This is a genomic window from Maribacter sp. BPC-D8 (assembly GCF_035207705.1).
Lineage (GTDB): Bacteria > Bacteroidota > Bacteroidia > Flavobacteriales > Flavobacteriaceae > Maribacter.
This window is the reverse complement of the sequence record NZ_CP128187.1, coordinates 889727-909059: the sequence shown is the minus strand read 5'-3', so window position 1 is coordinate 909059 and position 19333 is coordinate 889727. Positions and strand designations below refer to the sequence as shown.

Annotated in this window: 19 protein-coding genes; 10 read left to right on the top strand and 9 right to left on the bottom strand. The window is 35.0% G+C overall.

Features of this window, described 5'->3' with window-relative positions:
- Positions 1–11 precede the first annotated feature (11 nt).
- From QSV08_RS03975 to QSV08_RS03945, 7 genes are all read left to right on the top strand, one after another.
- A complete protein-coding gene (locus tag QSV08_RS03975) occupies positions 12–455 on the top strand; it encodes a GNAT family N-acetyltransferase (RefSeq protein WP_324026783.1) in 444 nt (147 codons plus the stop codon).
- Between the two features lie 17 nt (positions 456–472).
- Positions 473–1147 (top strand): tRNA (guanosine(37)-N1)-methyltransferase TrmD, encoded by a 675-nt coding sequence (gene trmD / locus QSV08_RS03970; protein WP_324026781.1) that lies wholly within the window; start codon positions 473–475, stop codon positions 1145–1147.
- Between the two features lie 136 nt (positions 1148–1283).
- Positions 1284–1634 carry a 50S ribosomal protein L19 gene (gene rplS, locus QSV08_RS03965; protein ID WP_027067287.1) on the top strand — a complete coding sequence of 117 codons (351 nt, stop codon included), beginning with the start codon at positions 1284–1286 and terminating at the stop codon, positions 1632–1634.
- Positions 1635–2277: 643 nt separating this feature from the next.
- On the top strand, positions 2278–4494 hold the full coding sequence (locus tag QSV08_RS03960; protein WP_324026779.1) for an NADP-dependent isocitrate dehydrogenase: 2217 nt from the start codon (positions 2278–2280) through the stop codon (positions 4492–4494).
- A gap of 113 nt (positions 4495–4607) precedes the next feature.
- Entirely contained in the window at positions 4608–7007 is a 2400-nt protein-coding gene (locus QSV08_RS03955; RefSeq protein ID WP_324026777.1) for a TonB-dependent receptor, read from the top strand.
- A 3-nt stretch (positions 7008–7010) separates the two neighbouring features.
- The gene (locus tag QSV08_RS03950) at positions 7011–7931 is read left to right on the top strand and encodes a DUF4249 family protein (RefSeq protein WP_324026775.1); all 921 of its coding nucleotides are present in this window, start codon (positions 7011–7013) and stop codon (positions 7929–7931) included.
- A complete protein-coding gene (locus QSV08_RS03945; protein WP_324026773.1) occupies positions 7918–8157 on the top strand; it encodes a DUF6095 family protein in 240 nt (79 codons plus the stop codon). The genes QSV08_RS03950 and QSV08_RS03945 overlap by 14 nt, the downstream gene beginning before the upstream one ends.
- Here QSV08_RS03945 and QSV08_RS03940 read toward each other — a convergent pair.
- Positions 8154–8846 carry a DUF4294 domain-containing protein gene (locus QSV08_RS03940; RefSeq protein ID WP_324026771.1) on the bottom strand — a complete coding sequence of 231 codons (693 nt, stop codon included), beginning with the start codon at positions 8844–8846 and terminating at the stop codon, positions 8154–8156. The two genes, QSV08_RS03945 and QSV08_RS03940, sit on opposite strands and share 4 nt — an antisense overlap.
- 104 nt (positions 8847–8950) lie before the next feature.
- Between QSV08_RS03940 and QSV08_RS03935 the strand changes: the two genes are divergently transcribed.
- Positions 8951–10039 carry a M42 family metallopeptidase gene (locus QSV08_RS03935; RefSeq protein ID WP_324026769.1) on the top strand — a complete coding sequence of 363 codons (1089 nt, stop codon included), beginning with the start codon at positions 8951–8953 and terminating at the stop codon, positions 10037–10039.
- 43 nt (positions 10040–10082) lie between these two features.
- Positions 10083–10637 carry an NUDIX hydrolase gene (locus QSV08_RS03930; protein WP_324026767.1) on the top strand — a complete coding sequence of 185 codons (555 nt, stop codon included), beginning with the start codon at positions 10083–10085 and terminating at the stop codon, positions 10635–10637.
- Positions 10638–10669: 32 nt separating this feature from the next.
- On the opposite strand, the gene QSV08_RS03925 is transcribed toward QSV08_RS03930, so the two are convergent.
- The 8 genes from QSV08_RS03925 to rpsF form a co-directional block, all read right to left on the bottom strand.
- A complete protein-coding gene (locus tag QSV08_RS03925; protein ID WP_324026765.1) occupies positions 10670–11104 on the bottom strand; it encodes an RbsD/FucU family protein in 435 nt (144 codons plus the stop codon).
- Between the two features lie 77 nt (positions 11105–11181).
- Complete coding sequence (locus QSV08_RS03920; protein WP_324026763.1) at positions 11182–11952, bottom strand: SDR family NAD(P)-dependent oxidoreductase; 771 nt, start codon at positions 11950–11952, stop codon at positions 11182–11184.
- Positions 11953–12088: 136 nt separating this feature from the next.
- Complete coding sequence (gene hisS / locus QSV08_RS03915; protein ID WP_324026762.1) at positions 12089–13468, bottom strand: histidine--tRNA ligase; 1380 nt, start codon at positions 13466–13468, stop codon at positions 12089–12091.
- Positions 13469–13541: 73 nt separating this feature from the next.
- On the bottom strand, positions 13542–14027 hold the full coding sequence (locus QSV08_RS03910; protein WP_324026760.1) for a DUF6495 family protein: 486 nt from the start codon (positions 14025–14027) through the stop codon (positions 13542–13544).
- Positions 14028–14088: 61 nt separating this feature from the next.
- Positions 14089–17196, bottom strand: coding sequence for a TonB-dependent receptor (locus tag QSV08_RS03905; protein ID WP_324026759.1), 3108 nt, complete (start codon positions 17194–17196; stop codon positions 14089–14091).
- Positions 17197–17299: 103 nt separating this feature from the next.
- Positions 17300–17752 carry a 50S ribosomal protein L9 gene (gene rplI, locus QSV08_RS03900; RefSeq protein ID WP_324026757.1) on the bottom strand — a complete coding sequence of 151 codons (453 nt, stop codon included), beginning with the start codon at positions 17750–17752 and terminating at the stop codon, positions 17300–17302.
- A 13-nt stretch (positions 17753–17765) separates the two neighbouring features.
- Complete coding sequence (rpsR, locus tag QSV08_RS03895) at positions 17766–18062, bottom strand: 30S ribosomal protein S18 (protein WP_027067300.1); 297 nt, start codon at positions 18060–18062, stop codon at positions 17766–17768.
- Positions 18063–18067: 5 nt separating this feature from the next.
- A complete protein-coding gene (gene rpsF, locus QSV08_RS03890; RefSeq protein WP_073244828.1) occupies positions 18068–18409 on the bottom strand; it encodes a 30S ribosomal protein S6 in 342 nt (113 codons plus the stop codon).
- 230 nt (positions 18410–18639) lie between these two features.
- Between rpsF and QSV08_RS03885 the strand changes: the two genes are divergently transcribed.
- Positions 18640–19332: a LytR/AlgR family response regulator transcription factor gene (locus QSV08_RS03885; protein WP_324026752.1), complete on the top strand. Its 693-nt coding sequence runs from the start codon at positions 18640–18642 to the stop codon at positions 19330–19332.
- Position 19333: the final 1 nt, after the last annotated feature.

Genomic DNA, 19333 nt, shown 5'->3' with positions numbered 1-19333 from the left:
TTTTTTTTGATATGAAAAGTATACGTAGAATTACAACAACCGATATTACTGATATCATTCCTCTTTTCGATGGGTACCGGGTATTTTATAAGATGGAATCAGATACCGATGCTGCCGCCAAATTTTTAAATGAGAGAATTACAAAAGAAGAATCTATCATATTCGCGGCATATGAAGGCAACAAGGCTATCGGTTTTGTACAACTGTATTACACCTTCTCTTCTGTCAACCTACAAAAATCTCTTGTTCTAAATGATTTGTTTGTTGATGCTAATTACCGAGGAGCGTCTGTTGGAGAACAATTACTGCTGAAAGCACAAGAATTTTGCAAGAAGAATAATTTCAAAGGACTCGCATTAGAAACCGCCATTGACAATCCGGCGCAAAAATTATATGAGAAATTAGGATGGGCGAAAGATTACCACGCTTTTCATTACTTTTGGCAGGTTAAATGATGATGCAAATTCAAAAGATGCGAATAGATATTATTACCGTATTACCAGAGTTACTTACCAGCCCCTTTGAAGCTTCTATATTAAAGAGAGCTATAGAAAAAGGATTGGTAGAAGTACACTTTCACAATCTTAGAGATTATACCGAAACGAAATACCGAAATGTTGATGATTATCAATTTGGCGGCGGAGCCGGAATGGTGCTCATGATAGAACCAATAGACAAATGTATAACTGATCTAAAATCGCAACGCGAATATGACGAGGTTATATATATGACTCCCGATGGCACAACATTAAACCAAAAAATGGCTAATACCATGTCATTGGCAGAAAACATCATTATTCTCTGTGGTCATTATAAAGGTGTTGACCAACGTGTTAGAGATGCTTTTATTACCAAAGAAATATCCATTGGTGATTATGTGCTTTCTGGCGGAGAGTTAGGTGCAGCAGTACTTTGCGATTCTATTATTAGATTATTACCAGGAGTATTGAACGATGAAACTTCTGCCCTAACAGATACTTTCCAAGACGGATTATTAGCACCGCCTGTGTATACGAGACCTGCGGAATACAAAGGTATGAATGTGCCCGATATTCTATTAAGTGGCAATTTCGGAAAGATTGAAGAATGGCGAGAAGATAAGGCGTACGAGCGTACAGAAAAACTGCGTCCGGACTTACTTGAGTAGTCTAATTTTGAATATTAAAGAAAAACCACATAAATGCTTGTGTGTTTTAATTTAAATATTATTTTTGCACCCTGTTAGAACAACCTCTGACGATAATCGTGAATGTTGCTTTAATTTAATTCCAATTAACTATACAATGGAATCATTAATAAAATTTGTACAAGACGAGTTCGTAACTAAAAAAGAATTTCCAAAATTTTCTTCTGGTGACACAATTACTGTGTACTACGAAATTAAGGAAGGTGAAAAAACGAGAACTCAGTTCTTTAAAGGAGTTGTAATACAACGTAGAGGTTCTGGTTCAACAGAAACTTTTACTATCCGTAAAATGTCAGGTACTGTTGGTGTTGAGCGTATCTTCCCAATTAACTTACCTGCACTTCAAAAAATTGAAGTTAACAAACGTGGTAAAGTACGTAGATCTAGAATTTACTACTTCCGTGAATTAACTGGTAAGAAAGCTAGAATTAAAGAGATAAGAGGATAAATTTCTCTTCCTAAATATTACAAAGCACCGTTTCATTTTGATCCGGTGCTTTTTTTATGAACAAAAGTTAATAACCCATGTTCATAATGTGTTGATTAATAAAAGTTTACAAAAATAAGGTTTGAATTACTTTTTTTTGTAAATTAGAGTGTGGTTAAGAAATAGAAATTAGAAAATATTCATTTTTTCGCCATTACGAAGTTTACGTTCTATCGTATTGCTGTTTGACCGATTCATTTAATGATAATTAAATGAGGTAAATTTTAAGCTTATTAGCTGTCGCTCTTAAAACTTAAAGTTAATTGAATTTTAAAAAAACTATATACTAGGTTTTTAATCTTCGATGAAGACAACAAAAAAGAAATGATGTGTAGATGTTAGGTTACGTACTTGAGAATCGAAAAACATTTTAAACGTTGAATTAGTGAAGCGGGTGCAATCAAGGGTTGCCGTTTTAATGAAAAATTAAAACAAACTGTCCGTAAACTTTTTCTAAAAAGCCATATCATTGTATGCGTACATTGATATGGCTTTTGTTATTTAACAAATCTTCCTTCTTAGTCTTAAATATAAAGCCCACTCCCCGCTTTCAAACTTTTAGAAAATCGTATATTTGTTCCGCTTAAATTAAAACAAACCGCAAATGTCCAAAATTTTTTATACCAAAACAGACGAAGCGCCTGCATTGGCTACAGTGTCTTTTTTACCGATTGTAAAAGCGTTCACTAAATCTTCAGGAATTGAAATTGAAACTAAAGATATCTCTTTAGCTGGTAGAATAGCCGCTACTTTTCCCGAGTTTTTAACGAAAGAACAACAGGTGTCCAACGATTTGGAAGAATTGGGGAATATGGCTAAACAGCCTGAAGCGAACATTATCAAATTACCTAACATCAGTGCTTCTGTTCCTCAATTGAACGAAGCTATAAAAGAATTACAGTCTAAAGGTTATAAATTACCTAGCTACCCAGATGAGCCTAAGAACGATGAGGAGAAAGAAATTAAGGCGAAATACGATAAAATAAAAGGTAGTGCAGTAAACCCGGTACTACGAGAAGGTAACTCTGACCGTAGAGCGCCTAGAGCTGTAAAGAATTACGCAAAACAAAATCCGCACAGTATGGGTGCTTGGAGCTCTAGCTCTAAAACTCATGTAGCTACGATGGGTGACGGTGATTTTCAAGCTAATGAGAAATCATTAACATTGAATGATGCCACATCTGTTCAAATAAAATTAGTTTCAGAAGACTCTGAAACTATCTTAAAAGACAAATTAGCTTTATTAAAGGGTGAAATTATTGACGCCACTGTATTGAGCAAAACAGCTTTACTTGATTTCTTAAGAAAAGAAATCAAAGATGCCAAAGACAAAGGAGTTCTTTTCTCTGTGCATTTAAAAGCTACAATGATGAAAGTTTCTGATCCAATTATATTTGGACTAGTTGTTGAAACTTTCTTGAAGTCCGTTTTTGACAAATATGCTGATACATTTGATAAATTAGGTATTAGCCCTAATGATGGTTTAGCTAGTTTATATCAAAAAATTGAAGAACTTCCTGCGAGCGAAAAAGATGCTATCAAAAAAGATTTAGATGAAGCACTTGCGAACGGACCTGATTTGGCTATGGTAAATTCTGATAAAGGAATTACCAACCTTCACGTACCTAGCGATATTATTATTGATGCTTCTATGCCTGCAATGATCAGAAATTCAGGTCAAATGTGGAATAAAGAAGGAAAAGCTCAAGATACAAAAGCTGTTATACCAGATAGCAGCTATGCTGGTATTTACTCAGCTACTATAGATTTCTGTAAAGAACACGGTGCTTTTGACCCTACAACTATGGGTACGGTACCAAATGTTGGTCTTATGGCTCAAAAAGCTGAGGAATACGGATCTCATGATAAGACTTTTGAAATTAAAAAAAGCGGAAAAGTTCAAGTTATTGACCAAGAAACAGGCAAGGTTTTAATTGAGCACCCAGTAAGCGAGGGTGATATTTGGCGTATGTGCCAAGTAAAAGACGCTCCTATTCAAGACTGGGTAAAATTAGCAGTATCAAGAGCTAAGGCTACTAATGACCCTACTATATTTTGGTTAGATAAAAATAGAGCACATGATGCCGAGCTAATCAAAAAAGTAAACACTTACTTAGCCCAAGAAGATACTAAAGGCTTAGACATTCAAATAATGTCACCTCTTAAGGCTACTGAGTTTACTTTAAAAAGAATGAAAGCCGGTAAGGATACTATTTCTGTATCTGGTAACGTATTACGTGATTACCTAACTGACTTATTTCCTATTTTAGAAGTAGGTACTAGTGCAAAAATGTTGTCGATCGTTCCTTTAATGAATGGTGGCGGACTTTTTGAAACTGGTGCGGGTGGTTCTGCTCCAAAACATGTAGAGCAATTTTTAGAAGAAGGTCACCTTAGATGGGATTCTTTAGGTGAGTTTTTAGCGCTAGGAGTTTCGTTAGAATTCTACGGTGAGAAAAATTCAAATGCAGCTGCTAAAATTCTTGGGGATACATTAGACAGTGCAACTGAGAAATTTTTACTAAATGATAAATCACCTTCTAGAAAGGTAAAAGAAATAGATACAAGAGGTAGTCATTTCTTTTTAGCTAAATATTGGGCAGAAGCATTAGCATTGCAAGATGACAGCACTGAATTGAAAGCGATATTTTCAAAAGTAAGTACTGAAATTAATGAAAATGAATCTCAGATTCTTACTGAATTAATCGACGCTCAAGGTTCTAAACAAGACATTGGCGGTTATTACAAACCAGATCCTATTCTAGTTGAAAAAGCTATGAGACCAAGTACAACTTTAAATGGTATATTAAACTCCATTTAATTATATAAATTGAATTAAAAAATACCCTCAACGAAAGTTGAGGGTATTTTTTTTGACTTATAATTAGTTGTAGGAGTATCTCCTATTTCTAAGTATTTTTACAAAAAAAATTGATGAAAGGATATTTACCATTTATTCTTATCTCGCTGTTATGCTTCTCTTTTTCATCATGGGGGCAACAAAAATATACGTTAAGTGGTTCAATAGCTGAATCTAGCAGTAACGAAACGCTTATCGGAGTTACCGTTGCCATACCTGAATTAAGCACTGGTGTCACTACAAATGAGTATGGTTTTTACTCCATTACATTACCCGAAGGCACGTATACGATTCTAATTAGTTATTTAGGTTTTGAAGATGTTCTACAAGAAATAATCCTTACCGAAAATAAGCGTATTGATTATTTACTTGAAGAAGAAGCTGAACAGCTAGAAGAAGTTGTCGTTACCGAAAATGTGGAAAAGATGGATATCAGAAAACCACAAATGAGCGTCAATACACTATCGGTTGGTACCATAAAAAAAATACCGGTAATTCTTGGTGAAGCTGATGTTATTAAATCTATTCTATTGCTTCCGGGGGTTACAAATGCAGGTGAAGGTGCTTCTGGCTTTAATGTTCGTGGTGGTGCTGCAGATCAAAATCTAATTCTTTTAGATGAGGCTATTATCTTTAATTCATCACACTTATTCGGATTCTTTTCCGTGTTTAATCCTGATGCTATAAAAGATGTAAAACTCTACAAAGGTGGTATTCCAGCTCGTTACGGTGGTAGAGTTTCTTCTGTTCTAGATATTTTTCAAAAAGAGGGAAATAGTAAGGAGTTTAAAATGAATGGTGGTATTGGTGCCGTAGCGAGTAGACTTTTAATCGAAGGTCCTATAAAGAAAGATAAAGCTGCTTTTCTTATTGGCGGTAGAGCTTCGTACGCACATCTTTTTCTACCCCTTTTTGATGTTGATAATACAGCTTATTTCTATGATCTAAACACTAAGCTGAATTATAGATTAAACGATAAAAACAATATTTTTCTATCTGGTTATTTCGGTAGAGATGTATTTGGCATCAATGATAGCTTTGTCAATACTTACGGTAATACCGTTGGTAACTTTAGATGGAACCATTTATTCTCTAATAAGCTTTTCTCAAACCTATCACTGATTTACTCTGATTACTATTACGGATTGAAATTAGATTTCGTAGGATTCAACTGGAATTCAGGCATCCGTAATTTCAATATCAAATACGATCTAAAACATTATGCTACCGATAAGTTACAGGTAAATTACGGAGTCAATAATGTGTACTATCAATTTAATCCAGGTAAAATAGAACCAAGTAATGCAGAATCAGGAATTGTCGAAGAACAACTAATTCAAAAATACGCCAACGAATTTGCAGCCTATGTAGATTTTGAACACCGAGTTACCGATAATTTAAGCCTGGGTTACGGTTTACGCTTTAGCCACTTTATGAGACTTGGTCAAGATGAACTGAACGTCTATACCAATAACAATCCTGTTGATTTCGATCCTTTTTTGCTGATTTATAAAGAAGCAGAACCTATTGATGTTATAAACCCTGGCAGAGGAACCACAATATCGAACTTTAGTAATTTTGAACCGAGAGCATCTTTATCTTACACCTTAAACGAGACCAGTTCTATAAAAGCTAGTTATACAAGATTAGCTCAGTATTTACACCTACTTTCAAACACAAGCTCCCCTACTCCTTTAGATGTTTGGACACCAAGCGGACCGTTTACGAAACCTCAATTATTAGATCAGTATGCCTTCGGATACTTTAAAAATTTAAAGGATGGAGATTACTCGGTTGAAACGGAGGTTTTCTATAAAGATGTTCAAAATAGAATAGATTATATCGATGGTGCTAATTTAATTGCGAACAATGCCATAGAGCAAGTAATTTTAAATGGAGAAGCTCGTGCTTACGGTTTGGAGTTTTTGTTACGTAAAAACGAAGGTAAATTACAAGGTTGGTTAGCATATACATTATCTAAATCTGAGCAACGCACCCCTGGTAGAGCTTCTACCGCAGATGACGGCCGAAGTAATTTAGAATCAGGTATTAATTTTGGCAATTGGTATAACACCCCTTACGACAAAACACATGATGTGTCTTTGTTCGTAAATTATGATGTAAATGAAAAATGGAGTGTCAGCAGTAACTTCACCTACCAAACAGGGCAACCGACCAACTACCCAATAGGTCAATTTGAATTTCAAGATTTAACGGTGCCCTATTATGGTCTTCGAAACACCCAAAGGCTACCAGCGTATAATCGTCTTGATTTGTCCGCAACATTAACACCAAGAAAGAATAAGAATAAGAAAATAAAAGGAGAATGGGTATTTAGCCTTTACAATGTTTATAACAGAAGAAATGCAGCCTCTATTAGCTTTAGACAAAATGATGATACCGGTGTCAACGAAGCTGTTCGTACTTCTATTTTTGGTGTTGTGCCTGCTGTTACCTATAACTTTAAATTATAAGCTATGAAACGTTATTTGTTATTATTGCTAACTATTACGTCTTTCATTTCTTGTGAAGACGTTGTTGATATAGAGCTCCCTGAAAATGAAACTAGACTTATCGTAAACGGTGTTATTAGAGTTGATGAAACACAAGAGTATCTACCTATAGAAATAGCGGTTTCTGAGAGTAGTTCTTTCTTTGATGAAAACACTATTGCATCATTAAAAAGCGCTACTATATATTACGGAACCCCTAGAGAAGATGCCCCCGAAATATTAGAAGGTGGCGGTATATCAAACTTAGCAGAAGTTGAACCTGGTAGTGGAAAATGGGTGCCTGACCCTTCTTTTGATAGTGATCAGCGAATTAGAGTTAGTAGTATTAATGAGGGCGATGTGTTTCAATTAATTCTAGAAACAGAAGAAGAGCGTTATTTCGCAACCACAACTTACGTAAAATCGGTGCCAATAGATTCGCTGGTTCAAGGTGACGAAACACTTTTTTCAGGTGATGAAACAGAGGTTATCGTAACCTTTACAGACCCTGACGAAAGTGATGATTTTTATCTTTTAGATTTAGATTTCGGAGAATTTCTGGTAACCGAAGATGAATTTTACCAAGGTCAAACTTTTGTGTTTTCATACTTTTATGACAATGATTTAGAAATAGATACAAGCTCAGTGGTAGATATAAGTCTTTTAGGAGTAGATGAATCATTTTATAATTACATGAACCAAATTATTGTTCAGTCTGGTGGCGACCAAGGTCCCTTTCAAACGCCAGCAGCAACAGTACGCGGCAATATTATAAATATTACAGGCATCGATAATAACGAGGTTTTTGATAATGTAGAAAGATCGGATAATTTTGCCTTGGGTTATTTTGCAATAATTGAGGAATACAAGGATAGTATAATAATTACAAACGATGAGACGAACTGATAAAGACATGCTGGTAACCGGCTTAAAACGCCTAGCCATAACAGTGGTATTAATGTTTACCGCGCCTATAGTATTGTATCAAGCATTTAAAAATCAAGAGAACTTTTTATTCTGGCCTGTTTGTATTGTTGGGATAATTCTGGGATTCTTCGCCGTTAGAACAGGCTTTAAAGGTATAACGACAATAATGGATTCTATGTTCGGTAAAAAAACAAAATCATCTTAATCTTTAGGCACTTTAGTTGTTCTCTTCCATTTATTATACAACTTATCATAATCGTAATCAAGAACGGTTTCTTGCCTCTCTAGCTTACCTTTAGAAAAGGCACGTTGCAATATATCTTCTATTAAATAGTCTTCTTCTATTAAATCAGGATGAAATTCTTCCTTTATACTAATACTAAAAAGCTTCGCTGTAGTATTGTACCAAAAGGCGCGCCAGCCATTGCGTAAGTCTTTAACCAAGTCAAAAGCAGTTGTACCAGTTTGTCTATAAATTAACTTCACTAGAATTTGACCTTCGGTACGTGTCAACTTTTTCAATTCTTCAGAAAACTCCTCTTCAATAAACTTCTGTACTTTTTTGGTGTATTTCTTTCGCTTTCTATTATTCTTCATATCAGCTAAACTATCGTTCAACTCTACCAGACGTTCAGCAGCCATTTTTGCATACGGATATACCTTCTGCGTCTTTCTGCGCAAAATGTAATACCGCAATTTATCGTCATAAGATGAAAACTTAAGCTTACCGAATACATAAGCCTCTTCTAAGGCAATTGAACTTTGCACCAAAGAATCACCAGCAACAATAATCATCTTTTCTGTAATAGAATCGAGTTCTTGTTCTGGAACCTGGGCATTGCAAATAGAAATACCGCTGAAGAGTAAAAAAAGAAGTAAAAAGTTATATTTCATTACCATGAGCTAAACAAAAGTCTTGCCAAAATTAACGATTATTAAAGAAGGTTATTATTAATACAACGCTAATATTCTTAAGTTTGTATCTTAAACTTACATTGATGACTGATAAAAAAATAATTACCAAAAAGTCTCAAGACTTTTTTGAAAAATACTTGAATAATGCTGCCCCTACAGGATATGAGTGGGAAGGGCAAAAAATATGGATGGAATACCTAAAACCTTATGTAGATACATTCATTACCGATACATATGGTACTGCTGTAGGTGTTATAAACCCTGATGCCAAATACAAAGTAGTTATTGAAGGTCATTCTGATGAAATTTCTTGGTATGTAAACTACATTACCGATAATGGTTTGATTCATGTTATTAGAAATGGCGGAAGTGATCATCAAATAGCTCCATCTAAATGGGTAAATATTCATACAAGCAAGGGTATTGTAAAAGGTATTTTTGGATGGCCAGCAATACATACTAGAAAGGGACCTAAAGAGGAAACTCCGAAAATTGAGAATATTACTGTTGATGTTGGTGCCACAAATAAAGAAGAAGTAGAAAAACTTGGTGTTCATGTAGGTTGTGTTATTACTTACCCAGATGAGTTTCAAATTCTTAACAAGAATAAATATGTTTGTAGAGCGATAGATAACCGTGCTGGTGGATTCATGATTGCTGAAGTTGCTCGTTTACTTCATGAAAATAAAGTGAAGTTGCCATTCGGACTTTATATTACCAACTCTGTTCAAGAAGAAATAGGTTTACGTGGTGCAGAAATGATTACACAGACCATAAAGCCTAATGTTGCCATAGTAACAGATGTTTGTCACGACACTACTACACCAATGATCAACAAAGCGATACAAGGTCATACCGAAATTGGTGCTGGTCCGGTTATTTCTTATGCGCCTGCAGTTCAAAACAAATTGCGCGAACGTATCATTAAAACTGCTGAAGATAACAAGATACCATTTCAAAGAATGGCTGCATCTAGATCTACTGGTACAGATACAGATGCTTTTGCCTACAGTAATGGCGGCGTTGCTTCTGCATTAATTTCTTTACCATTGCGCTACATGCATACAACTGTAGAAACGGTTCATAAAGATGATGTGGAAAACGTTATTCGTTTAATTTACGAAACACTCTTAACAATTAAAGACGGAGAAACTTTTAGCTACTTCGATTAAATTTATATAATCCCTCTTTCATCGGAGGGATTTTTTTTGCGCTATGGATGAATTAATTGACATTTTAGATGCTGAAGGCAACATGACTTTTACGACTGCCATGAAATCTGAAGCACATAAAAATGGATGGTTTCACCAAACGGTCCATATTTGGTTCTATACTTCGGATGGAAAAATTTTACTGCAGCAACGCGGGAAGAATAAAGATGTATATCCGTTATTGTGGGATATATCTGTTGCAGGACATATTGGCGCTGGTGAAAATATTATAACATCTGCCTTACGAGAAGTACAAGAAGAAATAGGATTGACAATAGCCGCTTCAGATTTAGAAAAAATAGGAATTTTTAAATCCATAAAAAATCATTCTGAAACTTTGAAAGATTATGAGTTTCATCACACGTTTATAGCTGAACTAAAATTGCCATTTAATGCACTTCAAAAGCAAGATAGCGAGGTCGAAGCCTTGAAATTAGTCTCAAAAAACCAGTTCGGCACTGAGTTAAAAGACGTTTCAACATATAACTATGTACCTCATGACACTTCTTATTATGAAACTATACTTGAAGAAATATCAAATAGATTAAATAGCATTTAGAGAGTAATACTTCCGAAAGGAAAAAGAATTAATTAAAATCCGGATTCTTCAGCCATCTTAACGACACCAACTGTTAAGATTAAATTAGCGAAACGACGCTGCTCACCTGTCTGTATTATTAAGGTCGTATTTTTATCTCTAATTTTATCATAGAAAGCCCAACGTTCCATTTCATCCCAAGTTACATCGCCAAGTAATTTTTTATAGGCATCGTGAATTTCAGCGTTTGCTTCTGCAGGTTTGTCCATAACAATTGCGCCTTGTACCGGGCAAACTTCTAAAATACCTTCCAAAACAGTAAGTGCATCTAACAATCCGGGTTTAAAATTAAGGTGTACTGTTGTAGAATTCGGACCGCTCATTGCACCAACAGGCAAATTACCATCTGCAATAACAACTTGCGCAAAATGACCTGAACGCCCAAGCGCTTCCATAATTGTTGGATGAATAACCGGTGTCTTAAGCATAGTTCTAATTTTAAAAAATGAGAATAAAACGCTAGTTGGTAATAACAAACTAGCGTTCTTTAAAGTTTAATGAAATATTACATGTTATAGACTCCGCCATTGATATCAAGCGTAGCTCCAGTAATAAAGCCATCATATTCAGAGGCTAAATACAACACAGCTCTAGCTACATCATCGGCGTTACCCGCTCTTTGAATAGGAATACCTTTTGTAGTTTCTGCTGCAGATTCTTTGGTTGTATGTGTATTGTGAAATGAGGTACCTAAAATCAGTCCTGGTGCAACAGCATTTACTCTTGTACCTTGAGGACCTAATTCTGAAGCAAGTGCCCTAGTGTAGGTTAAAATAGCGCCTTTACTAGTAGAATAAACCAAAGATCCTGGGTGACCTCCTTTACGTCCTGCCAATGAAGCCAAGTTGACAATGCTACTATTTTCATTTTTAGCTAAATATGGTGCTGCAGCTCTTGTTACGAACATCATTGATGTAAGATTAATATCCATCACCTTATGCCAAAATTCAGTTTCCATTTCGCTTAGCATTTTACGCGCAACTAATGAACCTGCATTATTGATCAAGACGTTAAGACCTCCTAAAGCTTCAATTGTTTTCTCAACTAATGAATTAGCATCTTCTTCTTTTGTTAGGTCTCCACTTATTGCTATTGCCTTTAAACCCTTATCTATTGCGTATTTTACTAATTCATTTGCAGTATCTGCACTTGAAAAATAATGAATAGCAACATTGGCGCCACTGTCGATAAAATGCTTGGTGATTGCTTCTCCAATTCCCTGAGCACCAGCGGTAATGAGTATATTTTTTCCAGATAATTTGTTGCTATTCGCCATAATTTTCAATTATAAATCTTGATTTCGTTTTGATTTTGCGCCATCTCTATCATACAATCAAAAACTGCACAACCAGATTGGTTAACCAAATATAATCAAAAATGACTCAGTAAAATAGTATCTGATTTTAAAGTACTTAACTTAAAAAAGTAACAAATTGAGAAACATTGTCTAAACTATACTCTTGTTGTGAGCCTTCGTTCATGTTTTTAACGATGAAGGAATTATTGCTCAACTCTTGCTCCCCTATTAAAATGACATAAGGTACATTGCGGTTATTAGCATATTTCATCTGCTTTTGCATCTTAGCACTTGAAGGATAAATATCTGCTTTAACACCCGACTTACGTAACTGACTTACCAGTTTTAAAGCTGCCATAGCTTCTTTATCTCCAAAATTGACACATAATACTTGAAGTGATTTATCTATTGCTTCTGGAAAAAGATTTAAATCTTCCAAAACCAAATAAATACGATCTAGACCAAATGAAATACCTACTCCGCTTACATTCTTAAGTCCAAAAATACCGGTAAGGTCGTCATAGCGACCGCCACCACCTATAGATCCCATTTTCACACCTTCTGGTGCAGCAACTTCAAAAATGGCTCCTGTGTAATAATTTAGTCCGCGCGCAAGGGTTACATCAATCGATAAATTAGCAGATTGCAAACCTAAAACAGCTATCGTTTCTAAAATAAAACGAAGTTCTTCTAATCCTTTTTTACCTTCTTCAGAATCTTTTAGAAGTGCATCTAAACGCTCTAATTGCTCTTCATTAGTACCTTGAGGTAAAAATAATGGAGATGCTTTTTCAATAGCTTCCTCAGAAATTCCTTTAGCAAGCATTTCTTTTTTAACGCCGTCCTCCCCTATTTTATCTAACTTATCAAGTGCTACGGTAAAATCTATCAATAAATCTTTAGCTCCGATAACTTCTGCTATACCAGCTAAGATTTTTCTATTGTTCATTTTTATGGTTGCACCTTCCAATTTTAATTCGGAAAATACAGCATCATACAATTGAATTAATTCTACTTCTTGTAATAAGGAATCTGACCCTACGACATCAGCATCGCATTGAAAAAATTCTCTAAACCTTCCTTTTTGTGGTCTATCTGCTCTCCATACCGGTTGAATTTGATAGCGTTTAAAAGGAAAATCCAACTCATTTTGATGCATTACTACATAGCGTGCAAACGGCACTGTTAAGTCGTATCGCAATGCTTTTTCTGTAATTTTCGGTGCAATACTGTTCGATTTTTTATCAGCATAAGTGGCATCATCTACCTTGCTAATAAAATCGCCAGAATTTAAAATCTTAAAAATTAATCGATCACCTTCTTCTCCATATTTACCCAACAACGTATCTGAATTCTCAAAAGAAGGAGTTTCAATTGGCTGAAAGCCATACGTTTGAAAATTCCTTTTTATGATATCAAAAATATAATTACGCTTTGCTATTTCTGATGGATTAAAATCGCGAGTTCCTTTTGGTATAGATGGTTTCTGTGCCATTAATTTTTTATTGTATTACAAATATAGCCTTCAAATAAGTAAGGCAATATTTCAATAGTATGAATATTAGATTTTAATTGTTTTGAGCAGTACCGATTACTTTTTCGAACCACTTGTACAAATCTCCCTTAGTAATTACCGCACCTTGTTGTAACAACAAAAACTTATCTACATTCTTATCATCGGTATATGCTTTTGCTGCGGTCAAATATTCTACGAAGTCTGATTGCCAGTTTCTTTTAAACCAGTCAAAACCAACTGCTGTAGTTAAATCAATTTCTGGGTTCATCACTTTTACCGATATCAGTTTCATCTCTTTATCGGTTAAATGAAATAGGTGCATTTGCTTATCTGAAATATTCTCTAAATAAGAAACCTTGCTCAACACTCCTTCCCAAACCAAATCGCTAAAAACGTCTAGTTCTTCTTCCGCTACTTTTGGTTTATCTTTTTTTATCGAATCCCACTCATCACCCGTAATAGATTGTGTCGCCAGAAAATTAATAAATTCTGGATGCAATTCTTCCAATTGCTCTTTTGTTAGCCTCGTATATTTCATTTTGCAAAAATAAAAAGCCCTAACATATTTGTTAGGGCTTTTACAACTTAATTTTAAAAACTTAGAAGATATATCTCAATCCTACTTGTGCTTGCCATCTAGATAACAAACTAGCATCATAACCAAACGTTTGAGTTAACTCTGGACTAAACGTATATGTTGGTATACTTGTACCTGGATCAACAGTTACACCTACTGGCTGAATGTTGTTTGGTTGTTGCACCAATCCCCAATCAGAACTGATCATATTACCAATATTCAATACATCAACACTAAATTGAATTGTATTTGTTTTACCTTCAGATACCGTGATTTTATAATCTTGTAAGAACTTTACATCCCATCGACCTCTCCATGGTGCTAAAGCTCCGTAACGCTCTGCATATTGCCCTCTACGATCACTTAAGTAATCATCTTGAGCAATATAAGTATCAAAAGCAGCACCTTGACCAGCTCCTGCAAATTGCATTTGACCTATTTCAGCCGATGTTGGTACATAAATCAAGTCATTAATACCTGATCCATCACCATTAATATCACCACCATAGGTATAATTAAATCTACCACCTTGAGCATATTCAAAGAATGTAGAAAGTGTAGTTCCCCATTTACCATTATCGTATTCCCAATTTTTACTAGCTACACCAATAAATCTATGCTTATCTCCATATTTAGAAGGAGCCAAAACATCTGCATTTGCATCGTTTATAACCGGATTACCCGCAAAAGCATCTGAAGTAATCTCCGCTTCAATCGAGTTTACATCTTTAGCATCTAAATAGCTATATGCCAACATTGCATACAAACCTTTATCAAATGTCTTTTGAGCTTTTAATGACGCGTTCCAAATTCTACCCTTATTTGAGTTTGTAAAAACGTAAGGTCCTGCTCCTAAACCAAAGCTATTTAATAAATCGCCAGCGGTATATGTGGCTCTTGTATCAACCCCAGATAAATTACCGGAAGGAGACGTCAATGCCCAGTTCTGTACATGCGGACCATTGATATCTTTAGTATAAGACAAATCTGCCGTAAGCACCATACCATTATCTAAACGCTTATCTGCACCTAAATTAGTTCTCCAAACTTGTGGAAACTTGTAGTCTGGATCAACTGCTTGCAAGAAAAATACATCTGGTGATGAAATTTGATTTCCTAACCATACGAACGGGAAACGACCTGTAAACAAACCAGATCCACCACGTAATTGTAATGATCTATCTCCGTAAACATCATAGTTAAAACCTACTCTTGGTGAAATCAACCAATCATTAGAAGGCATTTGAGTGTTGTCTATAAAAACCGTTTCACCTGTATTTGGATTTTGGTAAGGCTGATCTGCAATAACAAAACCTCTGTCTATTACATCTTGTGCTTTTGTTGCTGAATCAAAAAACAACGGCTTATCGAAACGAACACCGTATGTTAATTTAAATTTCTCATTTACATTCCACTCATCTTGAACGTAAAATGCTAATTGACCAACATTAGTTTCAGCTAAAGCCCAACCTTCACCATCTGGCACAGCATTGTTAGCGTTAAAAGTAGCGCGTGGACCGGCGAAATTATAAGTTGATGCATCGAAATCTGCAATATCAACACCACCGAATAAATCAAAACCGTAAGCGGTTAAGTTAAACGAGTTATCGAACATGAACTTTTCTAATGAAAAACCTACTGTATACGTATGATCACCTTTATAAAAATTAAGGTTGTTAGTAATTTGAATTACTTTTTGATCTAATTTGTTATTTACTGAAAATGGCTCATGACCAGCAATTATATAGTTAGAACCATCTTTTGTAATATTTATAGAAGGAGCTGGGGTAGAAAACGGACTTCTAAAATCGTTAAAATGAGTATACCCTACTTGCAACTTGTTAGAAGCGGTTTCTGATAAAGTTGAGTTTAATTCAACTTGAATAGATTTAAGCTCATTGTTTATTTCATATCCTGAATTCTGAAATTGCAATGTATTTGCATTCGGACCTCTAAACTGTATTGCTGTTGGGTGAGCTGGTTTTTGTTTAGATGCATTCAAGAAGTTATAAATAACTGCTAAACGGTTATTGTCATTAATATTCCAATCTAATTTCAAAAGACCTTTTGTAGATTCAGCATCATGTGTAAACCCTTGATAAGCACCTGGATCATAACCTGCCGCTAATAATTGATTTTGCACATTAATTAAATCGCTTTCTAAAACTCTAGATTCGTTTATTGCTCCTGAGCCTGTATTAGGCGCCCAACCATTAGTACCTAAATCTGTACGTTCGTCTTTTTCAAAGTTGGCGAAGAAGAACAATTTATTTTTTACTATTGGACCACCAATACTAACACCGTATTGACTTTGATCCAATTTAGGCTTTACAATCTCATCGCCTTTAATTTTACCACCGGTCATATCTTCATTTCTGAAGAAACCATATACTGTACCGTGAAATTCGTTAGAACCACTTTTAGTCACTGCATTTACAGAAGCTCCCGTAAATCCTGATTGCGTAACATCATATGGCGCTGTAGATACTTGAATTTGCTCAATTGCATCTAACGATATTGGTTGAGAATCTGTTTGACCACCTGGTGTAGCCGCATCTAATCCGAAAGGATTATTAAAAATAGCACCATCTAAAGAGAAATTATTAAACTGATCATTTCTTCCTCCGAAAGAATTACCACTTGCCGTTGGCTCTAAACGTGTAAAATCTGCAGCAGAACGTGAAATAGTTGGTAGACGTGTTAATTCTCTTCTACCCACACTAGTTTCTGCACCAGTACGGTCGCTACTAAAAGTACCCGAACGATCAGAAACTACTGTAACTTCGTCTAATGCCTGACTTTCACCTGCTAATTTAATATCAACATTGAAGGTTTGCCCTAATGACAAATTAACATCGGTAAGTTCGTAAGGTTTAAAACCTACATACGAGATTTCAATTTTGTAAGGACCACCAACACGAAGGTTTAAAAGGTTGAATCTACCATCTTCATTGGTAATTGATCCGTACTTAGTACCTGTTGGTGTGTGGACAGCGACAATATTTGCGCCAAATAGTGGTAGATTTTGGTCATCCATTACTAAACCTCTAATATTAGAGGTAGTAACCTGACCGTAGGTTGCGCCTACAAAAAGCAGCAGCAATACTTGAAAAAACAAGTTGTTTTTCATTTTTATTGGTTTTGAGTTATTTATGAGTTCTTTAACAAAAATACCAATAAAAAAAGAGCTATGCAGGCATAGCTCTTTCAAATTTATCAACTTAGATAGTTAATTATTTTTTATCGGCAACTACTTCGAAACCAAAATCAACAATCACCTCGCGGTGTAATCTAATTTGTGCGTTGTAAGGTCCAGTTCTTTTAACTGCACCACCTAAAATACTAATGAATTTTTTGTCGATTGCATGACCTTCTTTTTCAATTGCAGCAGCTAAATCACCATTAGTAACAGAACCGAATAATTTATCGGCAGCACCAGTTTTAGCAGTGATTTTTAATTCTAAAGCTTTTAATGCTTCTTCTATTTTCTTAGCAGCATCAACAACTTTTTTCTCTTTGTGTGCTCTTTGCTTTAAGTTCTCAGCTAAAACTTTTTTAGCAGAAACAGTAGCCATAGCAGCTAAGCCCTGAGGTATAAGGAAATTTCTTCCGTAACCGTTCTTAACATTTACTACGTCGTCTTTAAAACCTAAATTTTGTACGTCTTCTTTTAATATAAGCTCCATGATTCTTTTCTTATTATTTTAATAAATCAGCAACATATGGCATTAACGCCAAATGACGAGCTCTTTTTACTGCTTGTGCAACTTTTCTTTGATACTTCAATGAAGTTCCAGTAAGTCTTCTTGGTAACAATTTACCTTGCTCGTTTACCAACTTCAATAAAAAATCAGCATCCTTATAATCTACGTACTTAATACCAGATTTTTTAAAACGACAATACTTCTTCTTAGTGTTGGTTTCAATGTTTAATGGAGTAAGATACCTGATCTCTCCATCTTTCTTTCCTTTTGCCTGTTGTTGTAATGTTGCCATAATACTTAAGCTTTAGCGGTTTTGTTTCTTGTTCTTCTTTTTTCTGCCCATGCAACAGCGTGCTTGTCCAACTTAACGGTCAAGAAACGCATAACACGTTCATCTCTTCTAAACTCCTGTTCGTAAGGTGTAATTACCTCACCAGTGTTAGTAAATTCAAACAAGTGGTAAAAGCCACTCTTTTTGTTTTGGATAGGGTAAGCTAATTTTTTTAGCCCCCAATTCTCTTTAGCTACCATTTTGGCGCCATTGTTAATTAAGAAATCTTCGAATTTCTTAACTGTTTCCTCTATCTGAACATCAGATAGAACGGGATTCAAAATGAAAACAGTTTCGTAATGGTTCATATTATATTTGTTTTTAAAGATTGCAAAAATAGATATTTTTTTAAAATAATTATAAGAAATACGAATATTCTTCGTTATTAAGTGGTAACAACATTAAAAATTAATCCAAATCTTAAATATATCATCATTACCAATTACACGATCAACAGTGCATTGTTCACATCTTTTGTTGCAGTTCAGCATGTTTTTTCGGTTCTTTGTCGATGATTTAACCCCACAAATCAACCCTTATGAAGTTAAGAAGTATCATCGTTGACGACTCATCTATGCAAAGGATGGCCGTTGCCAAGTTGGTAAACAATCATCCGAATTTGACTATGGTAGCTGAATACAGTAATGCTATCGAGGCTAAAAATGGAATCAAGAACCATGAGATCGATCTTATTTTTCTTGATGTTGAGATGCCAATTATCACAGGATTTGACCTACTCGAGTCCCTAGAAAACAGTCCTCAGGTAATTTTAATTACCGGTAAACCAGATTATGCACTTAAAGAATTTGACTATGACGTAACGGATTATTTACATAAACCGATTACCATGGCACGTTTTGACGCATCTGTTAAAAGAGCTGTAGCGAACTACGAACAATTGCACAGAGTCAATGAAGACGAAGAGCACATTTTCGTGAAGAGTAACCTAAAGAAAAGAAAGGTTATTTTAAATGATATTAAGTGGATTGAAGCACTTGGTGACTACATAAAACTAGTAACTGATGAAGCTAATATCGTAATCTTATCAACAATGAAGTCTTTTGAAAAGCAATTGCCAGAAGATAAGTTTTTAAGAATTCACAAATCATACATCATCAATCTTGAAAAGGTTGAAAAATTCAACAGTAAAAACGTTGAAGTTAGCGGTAGATCAATACCTCTAAGTAGAAATAAAAAGACAGAACTAGCCGAAGCGCTAAGTAACGTATAAT